At 66.8% G+C, this 18,124-nt stretch carries 14 protein-coding genes; all 14 read right to left on the reverse strand.

Annotated features, from left to right (window positions below):
* Window positions 1-9 precede the first annotated feature (9 nt).
* Window positions 10-2,640: a flotillin family protein gene (locus ACZ48C_RS22875; RefSeq protein WP_464783085.1), complete on the reverse strand. Its 2,631-nt coding sequence runs from the start codon at window positions 2,638-2,640 to the stop codon at window positions 10-12.
* Window positions 2,641-2,677: 37 nt separating this feature from the next.
* Complete coding sequence (locus tag ACZ48C_RS22880) at window positions 2,678-3,508, reverse strand: phosphoenolpyruvate hydrolase family protein (protein WP_464783086.1); 831 nt, start codon at window positions 3,506-3,508, stop codon at window positions 2,678-2,680.
* Between the two features lie 2 nt (window positions 3,509-3,510).
* Window positions 3,511-5,697: a Tm-1-like ATP-binding domain-containing protein gene (locus ACZ48C_RS22885; protein ID WP_464783087.1), complete on the reverse strand. Its 2,187-nt coding sequence runs from the start codon at window positions 5,695-5,697 to the stop codon at window positions 3,511-3,513.
* Window positions 5,690-6,481, reverse strand: coding sequence for an ABC transporter ATP-binding protein (locus tag ACZ48C_RS22890; protein ID WP_318913067.1), 792 nt, complete (start codon window positions 6,479-6,481; stop codon window positions 5,690-5,692). The genes ACZ48C_RS22885 and ACZ48C_RS22890 overlap by 8 nt, the downstream gene beginning before the upstream one ends.
* Complete coding sequence (locus ACZ48C_RS22895) at window positions 6,481-7,566, reverse strand: branched-chain amino acid ABC transporter permease (protein WP_464783088.1); 1,086 nt, start codon at window positions 7,564-7,566, stop codon at window positions 6,481-6,483. The genes ACZ48C_RS22890 and ACZ48C_RS22895 overlap by 1 nt, the downstream gene beginning before the upstream one ends.
* Window positions 7,566-8,579, reverse strand: coding sequence for a branched-chain amino acid ABC transporter permease (locus ACZ48C_RS22900; protein WP_119255306.1), 1,014 nt, complete (start codon window positions 8,577-8,579; stop codon window positions 7,566-7,568). Before ACZ48C_RS22900 ends, ACZ48C_RS22895 begins: the two co-directional genes overlap by 1 nt.
* Before the next feature lie 194 nt (window positions 8,580-8,773).
* Window positions 8,774-9,628 carry a helix-turn-helix domain-containing protein gene (locus tag ACZ48C_RS22905; RefSeq protein ID WP_119255307.1) on the reverse strand — a complete coding sequence of 285 codons (855 nt, stop codon included), beginning with the start codon at window positions 9,626-9,628 and terminating at the stop codon, window positions 8,774-8,776.
* 289 nt (window positions 9,629-9,917) lie between these two features.
* The gene (locus tag ACZ48C_RS22910; RefSeq protein WP_464783089.1) at window positions 9,918-11,051 is read right to left on the reverse strand and encodes an iron-containing alcohol dehydrogenase; all 1,134 of its coding nucleotides are present in this window, start codon (window positions 11,049-11,051) and stop codon (window positions 9,918-9,920) included.
* Window positions 11,052-11,124: 73 nt separating this feature from the next.
* Window positions 11,125-12,372, reverse strand: coding sequence for an ABC transporter substrate-binding protein (locus ACZ48C_RS22915; protein WP_119255309.1), 1,248 nt, complete (start codon window positions 12,370-12,372; stop codon window positions 11,125-11,127).
* Window positions 12,373-12,570: 198 nt separating this feature from the next.
* Entirely contained in the window at window positions 12,571-13,509 is a 939-nt protein-coding gene (locus tag ACZ48C_RS22920; RefSeq protein WP_119255474.1) for a sugar ABC transporter substrate-binding protein, read from the reverse strand.
* Window positions 13,510-13,538: 29 nt separating this feature from the next.
* Window positions 13,539-14,504, reverse strand: coding sequence for an ABC transporter permease (locus tag ACZ48C_RS22925; RefSeq protein ID WP_464783090.1), 966 nt, complete (start codon window positions 14,502-14,504; stop codon window positions 13,539-13,541).
* Window positions 14,504-15,502: an ABC transporter permease gene (locus ACZ48C_RS22930; protein ID WP_464783091.1), complete on the reverse strand. Its 999-nt coding sequence runs from the start codon at window positions 15,500-15,502 to the stop codon at window positions 14,504-14,506. Before ACZ48C_RS22930 ends, ACZ48C_RS22925 begins: the two co-directional genes overlap by 1 nt.
* A complete protein-coding gene (locus tag ACZ48C_RS22935; RefSeq protein ID WP_464783092.1) occupies window positions 15,499-17,016 on the reverse strand; it encodes a sugar ABC transporter ATP-binding protein in 1,518 nt (505 codons plus the stop codon). The genes ACZ48C_RS22930 and ACZ48C_RS22935 overlap by 4 nt, the downstream gene beginning before the upstream one ends.
* Window positions 17,017-17,169: 153 nt before the next feature.
* Window positions 17,170-18,000 carry an amidohydrolase family protein gene (locus ACZ48C_RS22940; protein WP_454634561.1) on the reverse strand — a complete coding sequence of 277 codons (831 nt, stop codon included), beginning with the start codon at window positions 17,998-18,000 and terminating at the stop codon, window positions 17,170-17,172.
* Window positions 18,001-18,124: the final 124 nt, after the last annotated feature.

Raw genomic sequence — 18,124 nt, forward strand, 5'->3', positions numbered from 1 at the left:
GGGCGCCCCTTACTTCTTGCCGTCGGAGGCCGGGCCGGCCGGCTTGCCGCCGCCCGCCTTGGGCGCCGTATCCTTGGCGATACGCTGCATGTCGGAGGCCTCCCGGATGAGCCCGCCCATCTTGGCGAGCGAGCCGCCCTCGATGCCGATGTCGGAGAGGAGATTGTCGATCAGCGGCGCCTGCACGCGGTAGCGCAGGGCCGATTCGATCACCTCGTCGGTGGGGCTGCGCAGCGTGCCGGCATCGCCGTTCGCCCCGCCCATGCCGCCGAGCGACATGATGCGGATGTCGTTGATCTTCTCCAGTGGCTTGACGGAGGCCGCCACGATGCCCTCGGCATGTTCCAGCAGCTTCTGCCGGAAGATCGAGTAGCGGGCCTCGTCGGAGAGCACATTCTCCGCCTCGTTGAGCAGCTTCTGCGCCTCGGCCTCGACGGCGCGGCGCACCTTTTCGGCTTCGGCGGCGATGCGCTTTTCCTGCGCCAGCTTCTCGGCCATGACGAGGTCGACATTCTTGCGGCGCTTGGCCTCTTCGGTCTCGCGGGTGGTGCGGATCTGCTCCTCCGCTTCGGCGGCGCGGGCACGGGCGAGGTCCGCTTCCGCGCGGGCGGCGGATTCGTCGAGCGACTTCTTGTAGATCGCGATGGCCTTTTCCATCAGGGCGTTCTCGATCTCGCGCTCGCGCTCGACCTCCAGCTTGCGGCGATCGCGCTCCTGGCCGATGCGGGCCTCGTCGAGGCCGCGCTCGGAGGCGATTCGGCTGCGCTCGACCTCTTCGCGCGACGCGATCTCCGCTTCCTGCAGGGCCTGCGTGCGGGCGATTTCCAGTTGTTCTATGGCGCGGCGGCGCTCGAGGCGCGCCGCTTCGATGGCCCGGTCGCGGGCGATCTCGGCGGTCTCGACCTCCAGCTTGGCGCTGATCTCGGCCTGACGGACCCTGGCGTCGGCATCGGCGCGCTCGGACTTGCGCACGGCGAGCTTGATGACACGGGTCTCCTCCGCCTCCTCGATCTCGCGCTTGCGCACGATATCGGAGACCTCACGGGCGGCGGCCGAAGCGATGCGCTCCTTCTCCAGCGCCAGTTCCGTCACGATCCGCTCGCGCTCGATGGCCTCGCGGCGCTTGATCTCGGCCTCTTCCAGCGCCTTGTCGCGCTCGATCTGGCGGTTGCGCACGTCCTGGTCGGACGCGATGCGCCCGGCCTCCAGCCGCGCCTGCTGCTCGATGCGGGCCTTCTCGACCTCCTCGTTCGCGACGATCTCGGCGGCAGACACCGTCCTGGTGCGCAGGATTTCCCGCTGGCGCACATCCTCGTCGGAGGCGATGCGCTCGCTGGCGATCTGCTTTTCCTGTGCGATACGGGCGGCTTCCGTCGCCTGGGCGGCGGCGATCTCCGCCTCCTCGATGGCGCGCTGGCTGGAAATCTCCTGCGCCTTGGTCTCCTCGTCCTTGCGGATGCGGGCCTCGGCGACCTTGCGCTCCTGCTCGATGCGGGCACGCTCGGTCGCTTCGCGCGCGGAGATCTCGGCGCGCTGGATGGCGGCCTGCCGTTCGATTTCCCGTGCCTGCGTGTCGCCCTCGTTGGCGATGCGCGCCTCGGCGACGGAGCGCTCCTGAAGGATACGCGCCTTCTCGATTTCCTCGCGCAGCACAATCTCCGCCGTCTCGACACTGCGCTGGCGCTCGATCTCGCGCTGGCGGATTTCGCGCTCGGCGGCGATGCGCGCCTCGGCGATGGAATGCTCATTGGCGATGCGATTCTTCTCGATGGCCTCGCGGGCCTGAATCTGGGCGCTCTCGGCCTCCGTCTCGCGCTCGGCGCGCTCGCGGGTGAGCTGCGCGCGCTGCTGGGCGCGGCGGAACTCGACGTCGCGCTCCTGCTCCAGCCGGGCCTCCTCGCTCGCCCGTTCGATCTCCAGCGACTGCTTTTCGGCTTCCAGATTGCGGGCCCGGATCTGGATGATCGAATCCTGCTCGATATCGTTGCGCAGCTTGCGGCGCGTCTCGATGACCTGGATGAGCGAGGTGAGACCCTCCGCATCGAAGCGGTTGGACGGGTTGAAATATTGCAGCTCCGTCTGGTCGATATCCTTGATGGCGACGGATTCGAGCTCGAGGCCGTTCTTGGAAAGCCCCTCCTGCGCCAGTTCGTTCACGCGGCGCACGAATTCGGCGCGCTGCTCGTGGATTTCGTCCATGGCCATCTCGGCCGAGACGGCGCGAAGGGCGGATTCGAACTTGCCCGAGAGGAGCGAATGCAGGTTCTCCGCTTCCAGCGTGCGGCGGCCGAGCGTGGAGGCGGCGATCGACACGGCGTCCCTGGAGGGCCGGACGCGGACATAGAATTCCGCCTCCACATCGACCCGCATCCGGTCCTTGGTGATCAGCGCGCTGTCCCTGTTGCGGGCGATCTCCAGCGGCAGCGTGTTCATGTTGACCGGCGTGATGTCGTGGATGATCGGCCAGACGAAAGCGCCGCCGTCGATCACCACCTTCTCGCCGAGAAAACCCGTCCTGACGAAGGCGATTTCCTTGGTGGAGCGGCGGTAGAGCCAGTTCATCACCACATAGACGATGGCGATGACGATGACCGCCAGAATGAGCCAAAGGATGAGCTGGCCGATCATTTGCCCAGTCATGACTGTCCTCCCATGAAACGCAGCGCCGAAACCATGCTCAGCGTCCCCTTATCTTCTTGAATGCGCGGGTCTGTTCGGTAAGCGCCACCTCTACCGGCAGCCGCTCCATGGAGGAGGCGCCGTAGAAGCCGTGGCAATTGTCCGTGTTCTTCAGGATGAATTCGGCGTCCTCGGGCGTTGCCACCGGCCCGCCATGGACGAGGATCATCACGTCGCTGTTGACCTTCAGCGCCGCCTCGGCCCAGCGGTTGACCAGTGCCGGACATTCGGAAAGCCTGAGCGCCGTCTCCGCGCCGATGGAGCCGCCCGTCGTCAGCCCCATATGGCAGACGACGATGTCGGCCCCCGCCGCCGCCATGGCTGCCGCTTCGTCCTCGTTGAAAACATAGGGCGTCGTCAGCATGTCGAGCTCGCGGGCCTTGGCGATCATGTCGACCTCCAGCCCGTAGGACATGCCCGTTTCTTCCAGATTGGCGCGGAAGGTACCGTCGATCAGCCCGACCGTCGGAAAGTTCTGCACGCCGGAAAAGCCGATGCGCTTCAGCTCCGGCAGGAAGACGTCCATCAGCCGGAACGGATCCGTGCCATTGACGCCGGCAAGGACGGGCGTGCGGCTGACCACCGGCAGGACTTCGGAGGCCATGTCCATAACGATGCCGTTGGCGTCGCCATAGGCGAGAAGCCCGGCGAGCGAACCGCGGCCAGCCATGCGGTAGCGGCCGGAATTGTAGATGACGATGAGGTCGATGCCGCCGGCCTCCTCGCATTTCGCCGAAAGGCCGGTGCCCGCGCCGCCGCCGATGATCGGCTCGCCACGGTCGATCATGCCGCGGAACTTCTCAAGGATGGCGCTGCGCGCGATGGCCATGGTCATCTCCTCGTCTTGCTGGCACGCGGTCGGCTCGTGCCGTGAAGGGCGCGGAAGGCGCGCACGATCTCGTCGGCGAAGGCCGCGTCGTTGATGTTGTAGGGCATGCGGATGAGCTGGCGGTTCGCCGTCTGCCGCACCGTCTCCTCCAGCGTGCGGAACAGCGCCTCGTCCGCCGCTTTGTCGTGGAAGGGCTGGCCCAGCCTGTCGAGCGCGGAAACGCCGCCCTCCGGCAGGTAGAAGCGCACCGGTGCTTCCATCTCGTTGAGCCGCGCGCCGATGAAGCGCGCCATCTCGACATTCTCGGCGACGCTGGTGCGCATGAGCGTGACCTGCGGATTGTGCTTGTAGAAAAGCCGCCCGCGGTACTTTTCCGGCACCGTCTCGGGCGGGCCAAAATTGACCATGTCGAGCGCGCCGACCGAGCCGATATAAGGCATGCGCCTGCGGATCATCGCGCCGAAGCGGTCCGGGCCTGCCGGGAAGATGCCGCCGGCGACCATGTCGCAGATCTCCGTCGTCGTGATGTCGAGGACGCCGGCGATCAGCCCGCTGTCGACGAGGCTTTCCATCGATTGCCCGCCGATGCCCGTGGCATGGAAGACGAGGCAATCGTAGTCGTCCTTCAACTGCGCCGTGATCTGCTGGACGGCCGGCGTGGTGACGCCGAACATGGTGAGCCCGATCGCGGGCCGTACATCGGCCGGCACCGGCTTGCGGGCCTCGGCAAGACGCGGCTTCACCATTCCGGCCAGCGCGTGGGCGCCGTTGGCGAGGATCGTCCGCGTGATCGAGTTCAGGCCCTGCACATCCGCCACCGAATGCATCATGACGATATCGGATGCGCCGACATATTTGCGCACGTCGCTCGAGGCGACCGTCGAGATCATCACCTTGGGAATGCCGACCGGCAGCGCGCGCATGGCGGGCGTAGCCATCGCCGTTCCGCCGGAGCCGGCGGCGCTGATGACGCCGACGATCTCGCCCCGGCTCTTCACCCAGCGCTCAAAGGCGAGCGTCATGCCGGCGACGGAGGTGCCGCGATCCTCGGTGAAGACGCCGCTGGCGCCGCGCGGGTGGAAGGCCGCGATCTGGTGGGCGGGAATATCCGCGCCGGAATGACGGCCGGAGGTGGAAAGATCGGCAAGGCGCACCGCCAGCCCCTCGGCCTTCAGGAGATCACGGATGAAACGCAGCTCCTCGCCCTTGGTATCCAGCGTGCCGGCCACCAGCACCACCGGCTCGCCGGCCGGGCTCAGCGGCCGCAGTTCCGCCGCGTCCGCCGGCGCGAGCGGCCCGTCGCTGACGAGCCGGGCGGACTGTTCGAGGACCCGCACCGGCACCGGCTGCGACCAGCGCGTCGGCGTCACCGGATTGGACATGTAGAGCTTGCGCTGCTTCGCGGGCGCGCGCGGCGCCGCTTCCTCCGACGCCGGGCTTTCGGCGGGCTCGGCGTCATGGCCGTGGCGGCCAACGCCGAGCAGGCGTTGCTGGAGGTCCCGGTCGCCGACGAGCTGCGCCGCATCCGCCACGCGGTTGATGCGGCCGTTGACCATGATCGCCACCTTTTCCGCGACGCGGGTGGCAACGCCGATATTCTGCTCGATGACGAGCACGTCGATGTCGCCTTCCTCGCCGAGGCGCACCAGCATTTCGGCGACCTGCGCGACGATCACCGGCGCAAGGCCCTCCGTCGGCTCGTCCATGACGAGCAGCTTCGGATTGAGGAGCAAGGCGCGGGCGATGGCGAGCATCTGCTGCTCGCCGCCGGAAAGCTGGGCGCCACCATTGCCCTTGCGTTCGGCAAGGCGCGGGAAGGTCGAATAGATGCGCTCGACGGTCCAGGCGCCCTTGTTCGAGCCGACCAGCTTCAGGTGCTCGTCGACCGTCAGCGAGCGCCAGAGCCGCCGGCCCTGCGGCACGTAGCCGATCCCGAGGCGGGCAATGTCGGCGGGGTTGCGGCCGCGCAGCTCCTGCCCGTTGAAGCGGATGGACCCGCCGGAGGACGGCACGAGGCCCATGATCGCCTTGCAGAGCGTCGTCTTGCCCATGCCGTTGCGGCCGACGACCGAGAGCACGCCGCCCGGCAGCGTCAGGTCGACGCCCTGCAGGGCGTGGGAAGAACCGTAATAGACGTTGAGCCCCCGGATATCGAGCGTCGGGGCGGCGGTGCGGTTGCGGTCAGCCATGGCCGAGACCCCCGCCGAGATAGAGGGCCTGCACTTCCGGATCGCTCTCGATCTCGCTCGGCCGGCCCTCCTTGAAGATGCGGCCGTTGTGCATCATCGTCACGCTCTCGCTGACGCGGAGGGCCACATCCATGTCGTGCTCGATGACGATATAGCCGATATGGGACGGCAGGCCGGTCAGTATCTCGACCAGTTCCTGCCGCTCGGTCGGCGAGAGGCCGGCGGCCGGCTCGTCGAAGAGGATGAAGCGCGGCGCGCCGGCAAGCGCCAGCGCGATTTCGAGCTGGCGCTGCTGGCCGTAAGAGAGCTCGGCGACCTTCGTTTCCCGGACATCGAAGAGGTGGACGGCGGCGGCGAGCTGCTCGGCCGATTGCACCAGTGCATCGCTGCGGCGCGGGCGGATCATCGAGAAGCGGCCGCGCGAGACGCCGGCACAGGCGAGATAGATGTTGTCGATCACGCTGAGGCCGGTGAAGAGCAGAGAGATCTGGTAGGTGCGGCGCAGGCCCCGGCGGATACGCTCGTAGGCGGGAAAACCCGTCACGTCCTCGCCGAAGAGCCGGATCGTGCCGGACGTCGGCAGGAAATCGCCGGTGATGCAGTTGAAGAGCGTCGTCTTGCCCGCGCCGTTGGAGCCGAGCACGGCGCGCCGCTCGCCCGGCCGCACTGTCAGGGATATGTCGGTGAGCGCGGCGAGCGCGCCGAACATGCGGGTGACGCCACGCAGTTCCAGCGCATTGGCCGTGCCGGCCGCGGAGAGACGTTCTGCGACGCTGGCGGCCATCAGGGCTTGCCTCCCCTGTCGCCCGTCAGCGATGACGCCGAGGTCAGCCATTGGCGGAAGCGCGGCCAGAGGCCGAGAATGCCATCCGGCGACCAGAAGACGATTGCGAGGAACGTCAGCCCGACGAGGAGCTGGAAGCGCTCGCCGGGAATGCCCAGGGAGACGAGAATGTCCAGCGCGAAGGTGCGGATCGTCACGAAGATGAGCGCGCCGATGAACGGCCCGACCGGATGGCGCATGCCGCCGATGACCGCGATGACGAGGATATCGATCGCCGGGCCGATCGCCACCGTTCCGGGCGAGACCTGGGCGTTCAGCCAGACGAGCAGGATGCCGGCGACGGCGGCGATGAAGCTGGCGAAGGCATAGGCCGCGATGCGGTGGGCGGTGACATTGTAGCCGAGCGCGGCCATGCGGCGCGGATTGTCCCGCACACCCTGCAGGGCAAGGCCGAACGGCGCGCGCGACACATAGACGACGAGGAAAAAGGCAAGCGTCGCAAAGCCGAGCGTCAGGTAGTAGATCGGCACCGGCTGGCGCCAGTCGACGCCGAAGAACTGCGGCGGCAGAACCTGGTTGAAACCGTTGAAGCCGTTGAAGATCGTGTAGTTCTGGCGGACGAAGTAGAAGAAGGCGGTGGCGATCGCCAGCGTGATCATGATCGTGTAGATGCCCTCCGTCCGCACGGCGAGCGCACCGACGATACTACCGAAGGCGACGGCGATCACGAGGGCGGCAGGCACGGCCAGCCACCAGGGCCAGCCGAGGCTCACCTGCGGCACGCCGGACGTGCCGAACACGGCCACCATGTAGGCGGCGAGCCCCGCGACGGCCATCTGCGACAGGCTGACCATGCCGCCATAGCCGCCGAGGAACATCAGCGACAGCCCGACCATGCCGAGGATGAAGGCCCAGCCGAAGATCTGGAACAGCACGAAGCTGTTGGCGACGACCGGCATCAGGACGAGGATGAAGCCGACGCACCAGTAGCGCCAGGGAATGTTGGCGGGCCCCGACAAAGCCGGTTGCCGGTGGGGACGGCCTGCCGCATCGGTGCGGCTGACGAACTGGTCGATGGGCGCCATCAGCGGGTCCTCCCGAAAAGGCCTTGCGGCCGGAAGGCCAGCACGACGACCATGATCAGGAAGGTCAGCACCACCGAATAGGTGGGGAAGTAGACGGAGCCGACCTGCTCGGCGAGGCCGATGATCAGCGCACCGAGCGCAGCGCCCGGAATGGAGCCCATGCCGCCGACGATGACGACCACGAGGGACGCGAGCAGAAAGCGCGTATCCTCCCCCGGCGCGACCGACTGGAACGTGCCGCCGACGACGCCCGCCATGCCCGCAAGGCCCGCGCCGAAGGCGAAGACCAGCACGAAGACGCGCTGGATGCGCACGCCGGTCGCCGACAGCATGTCGCGGTCGTCGACGCCGGCGCGCACCAGCATGCCGATGCGCGTGCGGTTGAGCGCCAGCCACATCAGCACGCCGATCACCACCGAGGCGAGGAAGATGACGAGGCGCACGATTGGATAGGTCATGTAGACCGGCTCGCCCGAACTTTTTACGGCGGTGACCAGCGGCAGGCGCACCGGCCCGCCCAGCCATTCCGGCGCCAGGATCTGGAACGTGTTGCCGCCCATGATCCACAGCATGAGGTCGGCAAGGACGATGGAAATGCCGATCGTCACCAGCGTCTGGCGCAGGTCCTCGCCCTCCATGCGACGGAAGACGGCGTATTGCAGGACGATGCCGACGAGCGCGACGACGACGAAGGCGACGACGAAGGACAGGAGCCAGAAGCCGGTGGCAAGCGCGACGCCGTAGCCGATATAGCCACCCAGCATGTAGAGTGAGCCATGGGCGAGATTGACGTTCTTCATCAGCCCGAAGATCAGCGTGAAGCCGCTGGCGACGAGGAAATAGAGCCCGCCCAGCGTTATGCCGTTGAAGATGGCGTTGAGGAAGACCTTCTTTTTGCCGAGTACAGCCTCCAGCCCCGGCGGCCAGGCGGCGAAGATAGCCCAGACGAAGAAGGCAGCGACGAGGAAGACGACGAGCGACCAGACCGGATGGCGATTGTAATAGGCGATCATCTCCGCCCCCCGGCAGGGGGCGCGGCGAACGGCCATCGCTGCATGCAGCCAAACCGAGCAGTCAAGCGGCATCCTCCCATGCTTCATGACGTCGTTGATGTCACGAGACTAGCCGGAGCGTGCGCGAAACCACGTACCTTTGAGTATGCTCCCATCGCGGATGATCGGCTAAAACGCGCCGCTCCGCGCGATCTTCACTGACCGACGAAGGCGGCGCGCCGGTAGTCCGTCGGAGGGATGCCGACATTGGCGGTGAAGAAGCGCGTGAAACTCGCCTGCGAGGCGAAGCCGAGGTCGAGGCCGATGGTGGTGATCGGCTTCTGGGTGAGCGTCAGGCTGTCGATCGCCGTCTCCATCTTCAGCGTGTTGAGATAGACATTGGGCGTGATGCCGGCATTCTCGCGGAAGAGCTTGTAGAAATGCGGACGGGAAAGCCCGGCATCGCGGGCGATCGTATCGAGCACGACCTCGTCGCTCAGCCGTTCGCTCATCAGCCGCATGGAGTTGCGCACCCGGAAATCGCGGATGCCGGACCATTGCTGCTGGACGGGCACAACGGTCTCGCCTTCCAGCGGCGAGACGTCCGGCGACCATTGCCAGGTCTGGTCGTAACAAAGGCGCGTCAGCTCATAGAGATAGCCGTCGAAGAGATCGGAATGGATGTCCTCGAGCAAAAGCGCCGAGACCAGCTTTACCAGCCGGTGGATCTGCGGCGTGATGGCGATGCGGTCGCGCCCGAAGCGCAGCGCACCCTGCGCCGTGCGGCCGACCTCGAGAAACCAGAGCGGCTTGATATAGAGCACGAGGAACAACGTGCCGTGTTCCGGATCGCCCGGATTGAAGCTGTGCGGCTGCCAGGGATTGACCGTTCCGCCGGTGCCCGCGTCGATGCGACATTCGAGGCCGGACGCCGTCACGACGGACGGCGTGCCCTGGACATGAAACGTGAGATGGCCTTCCCGATGCGCATGCGTCGCCATGGGGCGATTGATATTATACAGCGCCGCACGGCCGAACGGGCCGTGATAGACGGCTAGAGCAGTACTCATCTCCTCCCCCCGCAGTTGTTTTCTGCGAGAGCCGGGGCTTCCAAGAGCTGTGTGGCCGGCAGTTTTCCGCCTGGCCGAATGCGATGAGCAGACAGTCGGCCATCGCGTCTGCGGCGATGTTCCGGATGAACGCCCGATGCAGTCTCCTCCCGGAACAAGTCGTCGGACGCGACCGGCTCGGAAGCGATTAAATCCGCGAGAATGCTGGTTTTGCAAGCCGCACAAGCCGGAAAATGAGACTAAAAGGTATGGAATCGGACCTTTCGGCGGCTCTTCGGGACCGGTCGCGCTAGAGAGCGTCCGTCAGCATCGCCAGATAGTCCCGCGAGGTCGCCCGCCGGGGGTTCGTTCCGTTGGTGTGATCCCGCTCCGCAAGCGGTGCGGCAAGCTCCAGAGCGCTACGGTCGAGGCCCATTTCACCGAGCCGCGAGGGCAGGCCGAGGCCATTGCTGATCCTTGAAAAGGCCGCCGCGAGATCGCGTCCGGCCGGAATGCCGATCGCCTCGCGGAGCGCCGGATAGCGATGCCCCGCCGCCGGCGCATTGAAGGCGAGCACGTGGGGCAGCAGCACGGCGTTGAGCGTGCCGTGGTGCAGGTTCGGCTGTTTCAGCCCGCCGAGGGCGTGGCTCATCGCATGGACGCCGCCGAGCCCCTTCTGGAAGGCGAGCGCGCCGTTGAGCGCCGCGGCCATCATCTCCCTGCGGGAATCAAGATCCCGCCCCTCCTCGACTGCCCGCTCGATATTGGCCGCCGCGCGCCGCAACCCGTCGAGCGCGATGCCGTCGGCGGGCGGATTATAGGCAGTGGCGATATAGGTCTCCACGCAATGGGTGATGGCATCCATGCCCGTCGCCGCCGTCAGTTCCGGCGGAAGCGTCAGCGTCAGCGTCGGATCGCAGATCGCCACCTTCGGGATGAGGTAGGGACTGATGAGGCCGAGCTTGCGGCCGTCATCGAAGACAATGAGGGCGCCGCGGCCGACTTCCGATCCGGTCCCGGCGGTGGTCGGAATGGCTATGACCGGCGGCAGGATGTTCTGGATGCGCGAGACGCCGCCCTCCACCGCCGCATAGCTGATGAGCGGCCCGTCATGGCTGACGGCTAGGGCAACCGCCTTGGCAAGGTCGATGGAGGAGCCGCCGCCGAAGCCGATCAGGCTGTCGCAATCGTGGTTTCGATAGGCCACGGCCGCAGCCCGGCATGCGGCCTCCGTCGGGTTCGCCGGCGTTTCGGCGTATATCACCGGTGCGGTTTCCGTGTCGAAGGCGTCGAGCAGCCGGTCGAGATGGCCGCTGGCGGCAAGGCCGCGGTCGGTGACGATCAGGGGGCGACGGATCGCAAGGGAGCGGGCTTCGACGGCAAGCGCTTCCTCGAGAATGTCATCGGCGAAATGCACCCGGTTGAGGTAAGTGATCAGCGACAAGCCAGCCTCCCCTTCCGCTTCGAGGCGCCGATTGCGGAAAGGCCGGGCGCGAACCCGGCCTTCCGTAAAGCGATCAGTAGGACGTCTTGCACTCCGGCGCGTCGCGCGAAGGCAGGCCGATCTTCTTGAAGGATTCTTCCGAAAGCCCGAGCGTCTGGTTGACGTCCGGCACGGTCATGACCAGCTTGTTCATCAGGTTGCCGTCCGGCCCTTCCGTGACCTCGCTGATGAAGTTCGTGCCGATCGCCTGGCGGTTGGCGTCGAGCTTGAAATGGCCGTTCGGCGCATCCAGTTCCATCTTGGCGAGCGCATCGCGGAAGGCCGCCTGGTCGCCGGAAATGTCGCCCTTGACCTGATCGAGCGCCTTCAGCGTCGCGATGGTGGAATTGTAGTAGCCCGTCGCGAACAGCGAGGGCGATGGGAAACGCTTGTCGGCCGGGAAGGCGTCCTGATAGGCCTTCACGAACTTCGTCCAGTTCGGATCGGTGGAATCGTCCGCCTGCGGACCGCCGGAAGGCGTGCCGATCAGCGCCTTCTTCGCATCGCCCTTGGCATTGAGCACGGTGCCGTCCACCATGATCGTGCCGCCGATGAGGTGGGCGCTGCCGCCGGCCTGCTGGTACTGGTTCAGGAAGTTGACGGCATCGGCGCCGCCGAGGCCGACATAGATGGCATCGACGTCATCGGGCAGCGCCGCGATGATCGAGGAGAAGTCCTTGGTGCCGAGCGGCACCCACTGGCGCTCCGAAATCTGGCCGCCAGCCTGGCAGAAGCCGAGGGCAAAGCCCATGAAGTTGGTGTAGCCGAAGGAATAGTCTTCCGCGACCGAGGCGACATTCTTCCAGCCCTTGGTCTCGAAGACATACTTGCCGAGACCCGCGCCCCACTGGGCGCCGTCCATGTTGAAGCGGTAGAAATTCGCGGCCGGATCGACCATCGTGGCTTCCTGCGCGCCGGAAAGGCCGTTGACGACCGTGACGTTCGGGTTCTGCTTGGCAAAGTCGCGCAGCGCGATGCCTTCGGATCCGGAAAGCGGGCCGACGATGACGGTCACGCCGTCCTGGTCCACCAGCTTGCGGGCCGCGCGCACGGCGCTTTCCGGCGTCGTGTCGGTCGAGGCGACGACGGTCTTCACCGTCTTGCCGCCGACGGTCGGCATTTCCTTGAGCGCCACCTCGACGCCGCGCATGGCATCCTCGCCGAGGACGGTATAGGTTCCTTCCAGAGTCGCGAGAACCCCGATCTTCAAGTCCTCGGCGACGGCCGAGCCTGCAAAGAGCAAGGCGCCGAGCGCCACGCTCGTCAGCAAGTACGTTTTCATTGGCCACTCCTCCCTGTCCCGTCCTCCTCGACGGGGTTGATAGCCCTGGCAGACTAGGGGAGACGGCGGAAAGCCTGATTTCCTTGAGTGCGTCCGTATATCTTTCAGTCTGATATTCGGCCCGCGGCCCGGCTTGCGGACATGGAAAAGCCGCAAGGCGCGCGCGGCGCCCTGCGGCTCGTGAAAGCTCTTCAGCCGTCAGAAGGCCGGCTGGACGGTCTCGACATTGGCCTTGGTGACGACCGTCAGCGGGATCGGCAGGCGGGCCTTGACCTCCTTGCCGTCGAGGATCTCCGCCATGGTCTCGATGGCGAGCTTGCCGTCTTCGACCGGCGACTGGACGATGGTCGAGTACATCTCGCCCGAGCGGATGGAATCGAAGGCGTCGCGCTGGCCGTTGATGCCGACGATCGGCGGCGTCGGCTTGCCGGAATTGGCTTCCTTCCAGGCGTCGATGAAGCCGCGCGCCATGGTGTCGTCGTTTGCGTAGACGCCGGTGATCTTATCGCCGAATCGGGTGATCAGGTCGCGGCTGGCGACGAGCGCCTTCTGCTGGTCGAAGTCGGCATTGACGGTCTCCAGCACCTCGATCTTGCTGCCGATCTCCTTCAGGCGGTCGACGAAGCCGCCGACGCGGCCGATGGTCGTGCCGTTGCCGGCCTGGCCGGCGATGACGACGACGGCGCCCTCGCCCTTCATCGCCTCGCTCAGCGAATCGGCGGCAAGCTTGCCCTCCTCGTAGACGTCCGGGCCGGTGAAGGACTTGATGAAGTCGTTCGCCTGCTCGGCCATCGGCGAGTTGATGAGGATCGCCGGAATGTTCGCCTGCTTGGCGCGGGCGAGCGCGGGGATATAGGCCTGCGGATCGAGCGGCCAGAGAATGATGCCGTCGGCCTTGCGGGCGATGCAGGTGCTGACCTGCTCCGTGCCGGTCTGCACGTCGAAGTTCTGGCTGAGGCTCAGGATCTCGATGCCGAGCTCCTTGGCGCGATCGTTGAGCGCGACATTGGCCGGCGTCGCATAGGCGTGGGAATCGGCGGCCGTGACGTAACAGACCGTCTTGGCGCTGGCGAAGGCCGTCGAGGCGAGCAGTATGGCCGCCACGGCGGCGGGCAAGCGTGCAGTCTTACCAATCATGTTTTCCTCCTTCATCGATTGGAAAATTCTCAGGCATGGGCGGGGGCCGCGGCAGGCTTGCGCCGGCCGGTGCGAACGGTTCGGTCGAGGACGACGAGCAGGATGAGGATCAGCCCGGAGGCGACCTGCTGCATGTAGGCGGGGACCGACTGAAACTCCATCGCCGTCGTCAGCGCGGCGATGGTGAGGACGCCGCCGAGCGTGCCGAGCGCCGAGCCGCGCCCGCCCTCCAGCCGCGTTCCGCCGACGACGACGGCGGCGATGACCGCGACGGTGAGCTCGGAGCCGTAGACCGGCGAGCCCGTATTGGTGGCAAGGCTCTGCAGGACGCCCGCGACACCGGCAAGGGTGCTTGCGAAGACGAAGGACAGGAACATGATGCGGCCCGCCGAGATACCGCTTGCCTCTGCCGAAAGCGCGTTGGAGCCGACGGCGAAGAGGTTGCGGCCGGCGACGGTGCGCGTCAGCCAGACATGGAGGGCGAGGATCGAGACCAGGAACAGGCCGCTGCGGACGGTGAAGACTTCGAGATAGATCTCGCTGAGCGTGATCGAGAACATGATGTCGTTGCCGGGGATCGGCTGGCTTGCCGTCATCCAGTGCGCGACCGAGCGGAAGATCAGCATGGTGGCGAGCGTCGCCACCAGCGAATTGATGCGCAGCGCCACGACGAGGAAGCCGTTGACCACGCCGGCGGCGGTGCCCGCCAGCACGCCCGCGAGCGCCGCCCATCCCATGCCGAGCGCCGGCTGGAGCATGATCCCGACGATGCCGGAAACGGCGAAAACCGAGCCGACGGAAAGGTCGATCTGGCCGGCGATGAGGAGGACCGTCAGGCCGATGGCGATGAGGCCGATGGTCGAGCCGCGGTCGAGGCCGAGGCTGAGCGTGGTAAGGCTGGCAAAGCCGGGAACGATGAGCGTGGCGGCGGCGAGCGTCAGACAGAGGATGACGGCGACGCGGTAGCGCAGGAGCGTGGCGACGAAGGCGGGCATCAGGCGACACCCCGCTTGCGCAGCGCGATGTCGAGCGCGACGGCGCCGGCGATCAGGAGGCCGAGGACGAAGCCCTGGATCGGCGTGCGCACGCCCTGAAGCACCATGACATTGGTCAGGAGCTGCACGAAGACGAGGCCGGCCATGGCGCGCGGAATGGAGCCGAAGCCGCCCATGATCGACACCCCGCCGACGACGACCGCCGTGATGGCACTGAACTCGTAGCCCTGGCCGACGAGCGGGCGGGCGCTCTGCAGCGTCAGGCCGAGCAGGCCGCCGCTGAAGCCCGCGGCGAAGGCGGTGATGACGAAGGCGCCGGCCCGGACGGCCCGCACCGGCACGGCGCTCGCTTGCGCGGCGCTGTAATTGCCGCCCGTGGCGATGGTCCAGCGGCCCCAGAAGGTGCGCGACAGCACGAAATTGCCGAGGATTGCGATGGCGATGAAGATAACGGCGATCATCGGCACGCCGAGAATGCGGCTCTTGACGAAATCCGCCGAGCTCGGATCCGTGCCGTAGACGATGACGCCGCCGACGGCGGCCTGCACGATGCCGAGCACGATGGCGCCCATGCCGAGCGTGGCGATGATGGGATTGATGCCGACATAGCCGACAAGCACGCCGTTGACGAGGCCGGTGAGCCCCGCCAGCAACACCGCGACGGCAAAGGCCGGAACCGGGCCGATATAGGGCTGGAGGGCAAGCGACAGGATCGCGCCGCAGGCGATGGTCGCCGGCACAGAAAGGTCCGCCATGCCGCCGACGACCAGCACGAAGGTCATGCCGACGACGACGATGCCGACGATGGACATGGACATCAGCACGTTCACGAAATTGCCGGCCGTGAAGAAGACCGGATTGGCGAGCGAGCCGTAGAGGATGACGGCGAGGATGGCGAGCGTGAGGCCCGCGCGCGAGAGCATGCCGACCATGCGGCTGCCCTGGCTGAAGCGCGCGGCGTCCTTCGTTGTCTGTCCCATGGCGGCGATGTCCGTCATGCGGCCTCCCCTTCTGCACTTTCCTCGCCCGTGGCGAGCGCCATGATGCGCTCCTCCGTCAGGCCCTCGCGGGCGAGCGGCACCGAGGCGCGCCCGTCGCGCATGACGACCACGCGGTCGCATACGCCCATGATTTCCGGCAGCTCGGAGGAGATCATCACCACGGCCATGCCGTTGGCGACGAGCTGGCCGATGATGCCGTGAATCTCCGCCTTGGCGCCGACATCGACGCCGCGCGTCGGCTCGTCGAGGATCAGCACCTTCGGATCGGTGGCAAGCCAGCGGCTGATCACCGCCTTCTGCTGGTTGCCGCCGGAGAGTAGGCCGATGCGCCGCTCGCCATCCGGCGGCACGATGGAGAACTTGCGCACATAGGTGCCGGCAAGCTCGCGCTCGGCACCGCGCCGCACGCGGCCGAAACGGTTGGCGAGCCGGCGCAGCACCGGCAGGCTGATATTCTCGCGCACCGTCATGGCGGGCATGATGCCGTCGCCCTTGCGGTCCTCGGGCACATAGGCGATGCCGGCGCGGGCGGCCGCCGCGGGCGAGCCGATCATCACCGGCGCGCCGTCGATCTCGACCGTGCCAACCGTCAGCGGCGCAAGGCCGAAGATGGCGCGGGCGACCTCAGTGCGGCCGGCGCCGACGAGGCCGGTGAGGCCGAGGATCTCGCCGGCGCGCACGTCGAAGCTGATGGCGTGGAAGCGCTCGCCGTCCCCGATGCCGCGCACCCGGAGCACTTCCCTGCCGATGGTGGATGGGGTCTTCGGGAAGACGTTGCTCACCTCGCGGCCGACCATGAGGCGGATCATCTCGGCGGCGGTGATGCCGCTGGCGGCCCGGGTCTCGATCATCGCGCCGTCGCGCAGCACCGTCACCTCGTCGGCAATGTCCAGCACCTCCTTGAGGCGATGGCTGATATAGATGATGGCGATGCCGGCATCGCGCATCTTGCGCAGGATGCGGAAGAGCGCCGCCGTCTCGTGCTCGCTGAGGCTGGAGGTCGGCTCGTCGAGCACGATGATGCGCGGCTCGGCGGCATAGGCTTTCGCGATCTCCACAAGCTGCTGCTGGCTGATCGACAGGTCGCCGAGGCGCTGCTGCGGGTCGATGGCGGCGCCGAGCTCCGCGAGGATGGCGGCGGCGCGGCGCACCATGCCGCCGCGGTCGAAGAAGCCGAGCCGCTTCGGCATGCGGCCGAGGAAGATGTTCTCGGCGACCGTGAGGTCGGGAACGAGGTTCAGTTCCTGGTGCACCATGCGGATGCCGAGCTTCTGGGCGTCGGCCGGGCGCTTCATGCGCACCTCCGTGCCGGCGACCTCGATGGTGCCGGTGGTCGGGGCGTAGGCGCCGCTGAGGATCTTCATCAGGGTCGACTTGCCGGCGCCGTTCTCGCCGACGATGGCATGCACCGTGCCGAAGCGGACGGCGAGGTCCACGCCGGACAGGGCCTTCACACCCGGAAAGACCTTGCCGATCCCCCTCATGTGCAGTGCGCTCGCGGCCGAAGGCATTCCTCTCTCCCCTTGCCGGCGCGCATCGCTGTCGATGTCTCTCCCCTTACCGGCGTTGTCCTATTACACTAATATAACAGACCTCGCAAGCGTCGTTCCGCATATCCATGGAGCCATGGTTCGGGTCGAGCGCGCGGCAATCGCCGGGGCGGCTCAGAGGCGGTAGAAGCTCACGGCATTGCCGCCGAACACTTGGGCCATGCCGTCCGCGTCGAGCAGGGGATCGAGAATGCCGCGGGCGGCGTTCAGGACTTCCGCATAGGAGGCGGCGAGCAGGCAGACCGGCCAGTCGCTGCCGAACATCAGCCTGTCGGCACCGAAGACATCGAAGACATGCCGGACATAGGGCGTCAGATCGCCCGGCGCCCAGCCTTCATGAGCGGCCTCGGTAACGAGCCCGGAAACCTTGCAACGAAGGCCCGGATGGGCGGCGATCCGGGCCATGTCCTCCGCCCAGCCCTCCAGCCTGCCGCTCGCCACCGGCGGCTTCGACAGATGGTCGACGACTGCCCGCACGTCCGGCACGGCATCGAGCATGCGCAGGATGATGGGCAGATGGCGCGGAAAGGTGAGAATGTCGAAGGCGGCGCCCGCCGCGGCGAGATGGCGGATATTGTCGAGCACGGCCGGGCGCAGGACGTAGCCGTCGTCCGCATGGTCTTGCAGCATCGGCCGCAGCCCGACGAATTTCGGCCGGCGCATCAGCGCTTCGAGCTTGGCGGGAAAGGCGGCATCCTCGAAATCCAGCCAGCCGACGACACCGGCGATGAAATCCGTTTCCGCCGCGAGCGAAAGCAGGAAATCGGTCTCCGCTTCCGTCTGCGCCGCCTGGACGACGACGGTGCGGTCGACGCCGGCCCGCCGGAGAACGGGACGCAGGTCGTCGGCAAGATAGTCGCGCGCCAGCACCGGCATGTCCGGCGACATCCAGTGATAATCCCCGCGGCCGACCTGCCACAGGTGGTGATGCGCATCGACGATCATCCGGCTTCCTCCCGTACCCGGTTGCCTCGGGTATCCATATTGGCTTTTATGCGTAACACTAGTATTATACGGCCGGTATCCGCAATGCGGATTCTCGCGCAGGCACGTCCGGGACAGGAATAAA

The organism is Shinella sp. 1A1, from assembly GCF_055379515.1.

Coding starts and splice junctions, on each gene's coding strand:
- ACZ48C_RS22905 (WP_119255307.1), bottom strand. CDS start 9,628: ATGAGTACTGCTCTAGCCGTCTATCACGGCCCGTTCGGCCGTGCGGCG.
- ACZ48C_RS22880 (WP_464783086.1), bottom strand. CDS start 3,508: ATGGCCATCGCGCGCAGCGCCATCCTTGAGAAGTTCCGCGGCATGATC.
- ACZ48C_RS22875 (WP_464783085.1), bottom strand. CDS start 2,640: ATGACTGGGCAAATGATCGGCCAGCTCATCCTTTGGCTCATTCTGGCG.
- ACZ48C_RS22940 (WP_454634561.1), bottom strand. CDS start 18,000: ATGATCGTCGATGCGCATCACCACCTGTGGCAGGTCGGCCGCGGGGAT.
- ACZ48C_RS22920 (WP_119255474.1), bottom strand. CDS start 13,509: ATGATTGGTAAGACTGCACGCTTGCCCGCCGCCGTGGCGGCCATACTG.
- ACZ48C_RS22935 (WP_464783092.1), bottom strand. CDS start 17,016: ATGCCTTCGGCCGCGAGCGCACTGCACATGAGGGGGATCGGCAAGGTC.
- ACZ48C_RS22925 (WP_464783090.1), bottom strand. CDS start 14,504: ATGCCCGCCTTCGTCGCCACGCTCCTGCGCTACCGCGTCGCCGTCATC.
- ACZ48C_RS22930 (WP_464783091.1), bottom strand. CDS start 15,502: ATGACGGACATCGCCGCCATGGGACAGACAACGAAGGACGCCGCGCGC.
- ACZ48C_RS22890 (WP_318913067.1), bottom strand. CDS start 6,481: ATGGCCGCCAGCGTCGCAGAACGTCTCTCCGCGGCCGGCACGGCCAAT.
- ACZ48C_RS22885 (WP_464783087.1), bottom strand. CDS start 5,697: ATGGCTGACCGCAACCGCACCGCCGCCCCGACGCTCGATATCCGGGGG.
- ACZ48C_RS22915 (WP_119255309.1), bottom strand. CDS start 12,372: ATGAAAACGTACTTGCTGACGAGCGTGGCGCTCGGCGCCTTGCTCTTT.
- ACZ48C_RS22900 (WP_119255306.1), bottom strand. CDS start 8,579: ATGATCGCCTATTACAATCGCCATCCGGTCTGGTCGCTCGTCGTCTTC.
- ACZ48C_RS22895 (WP_464783088.1), bottom strand. CDS start 7,566: ATGGCGCCCATCGACCAGTTCGTCAGCCGCACCGATGCGGCAGGCCGT.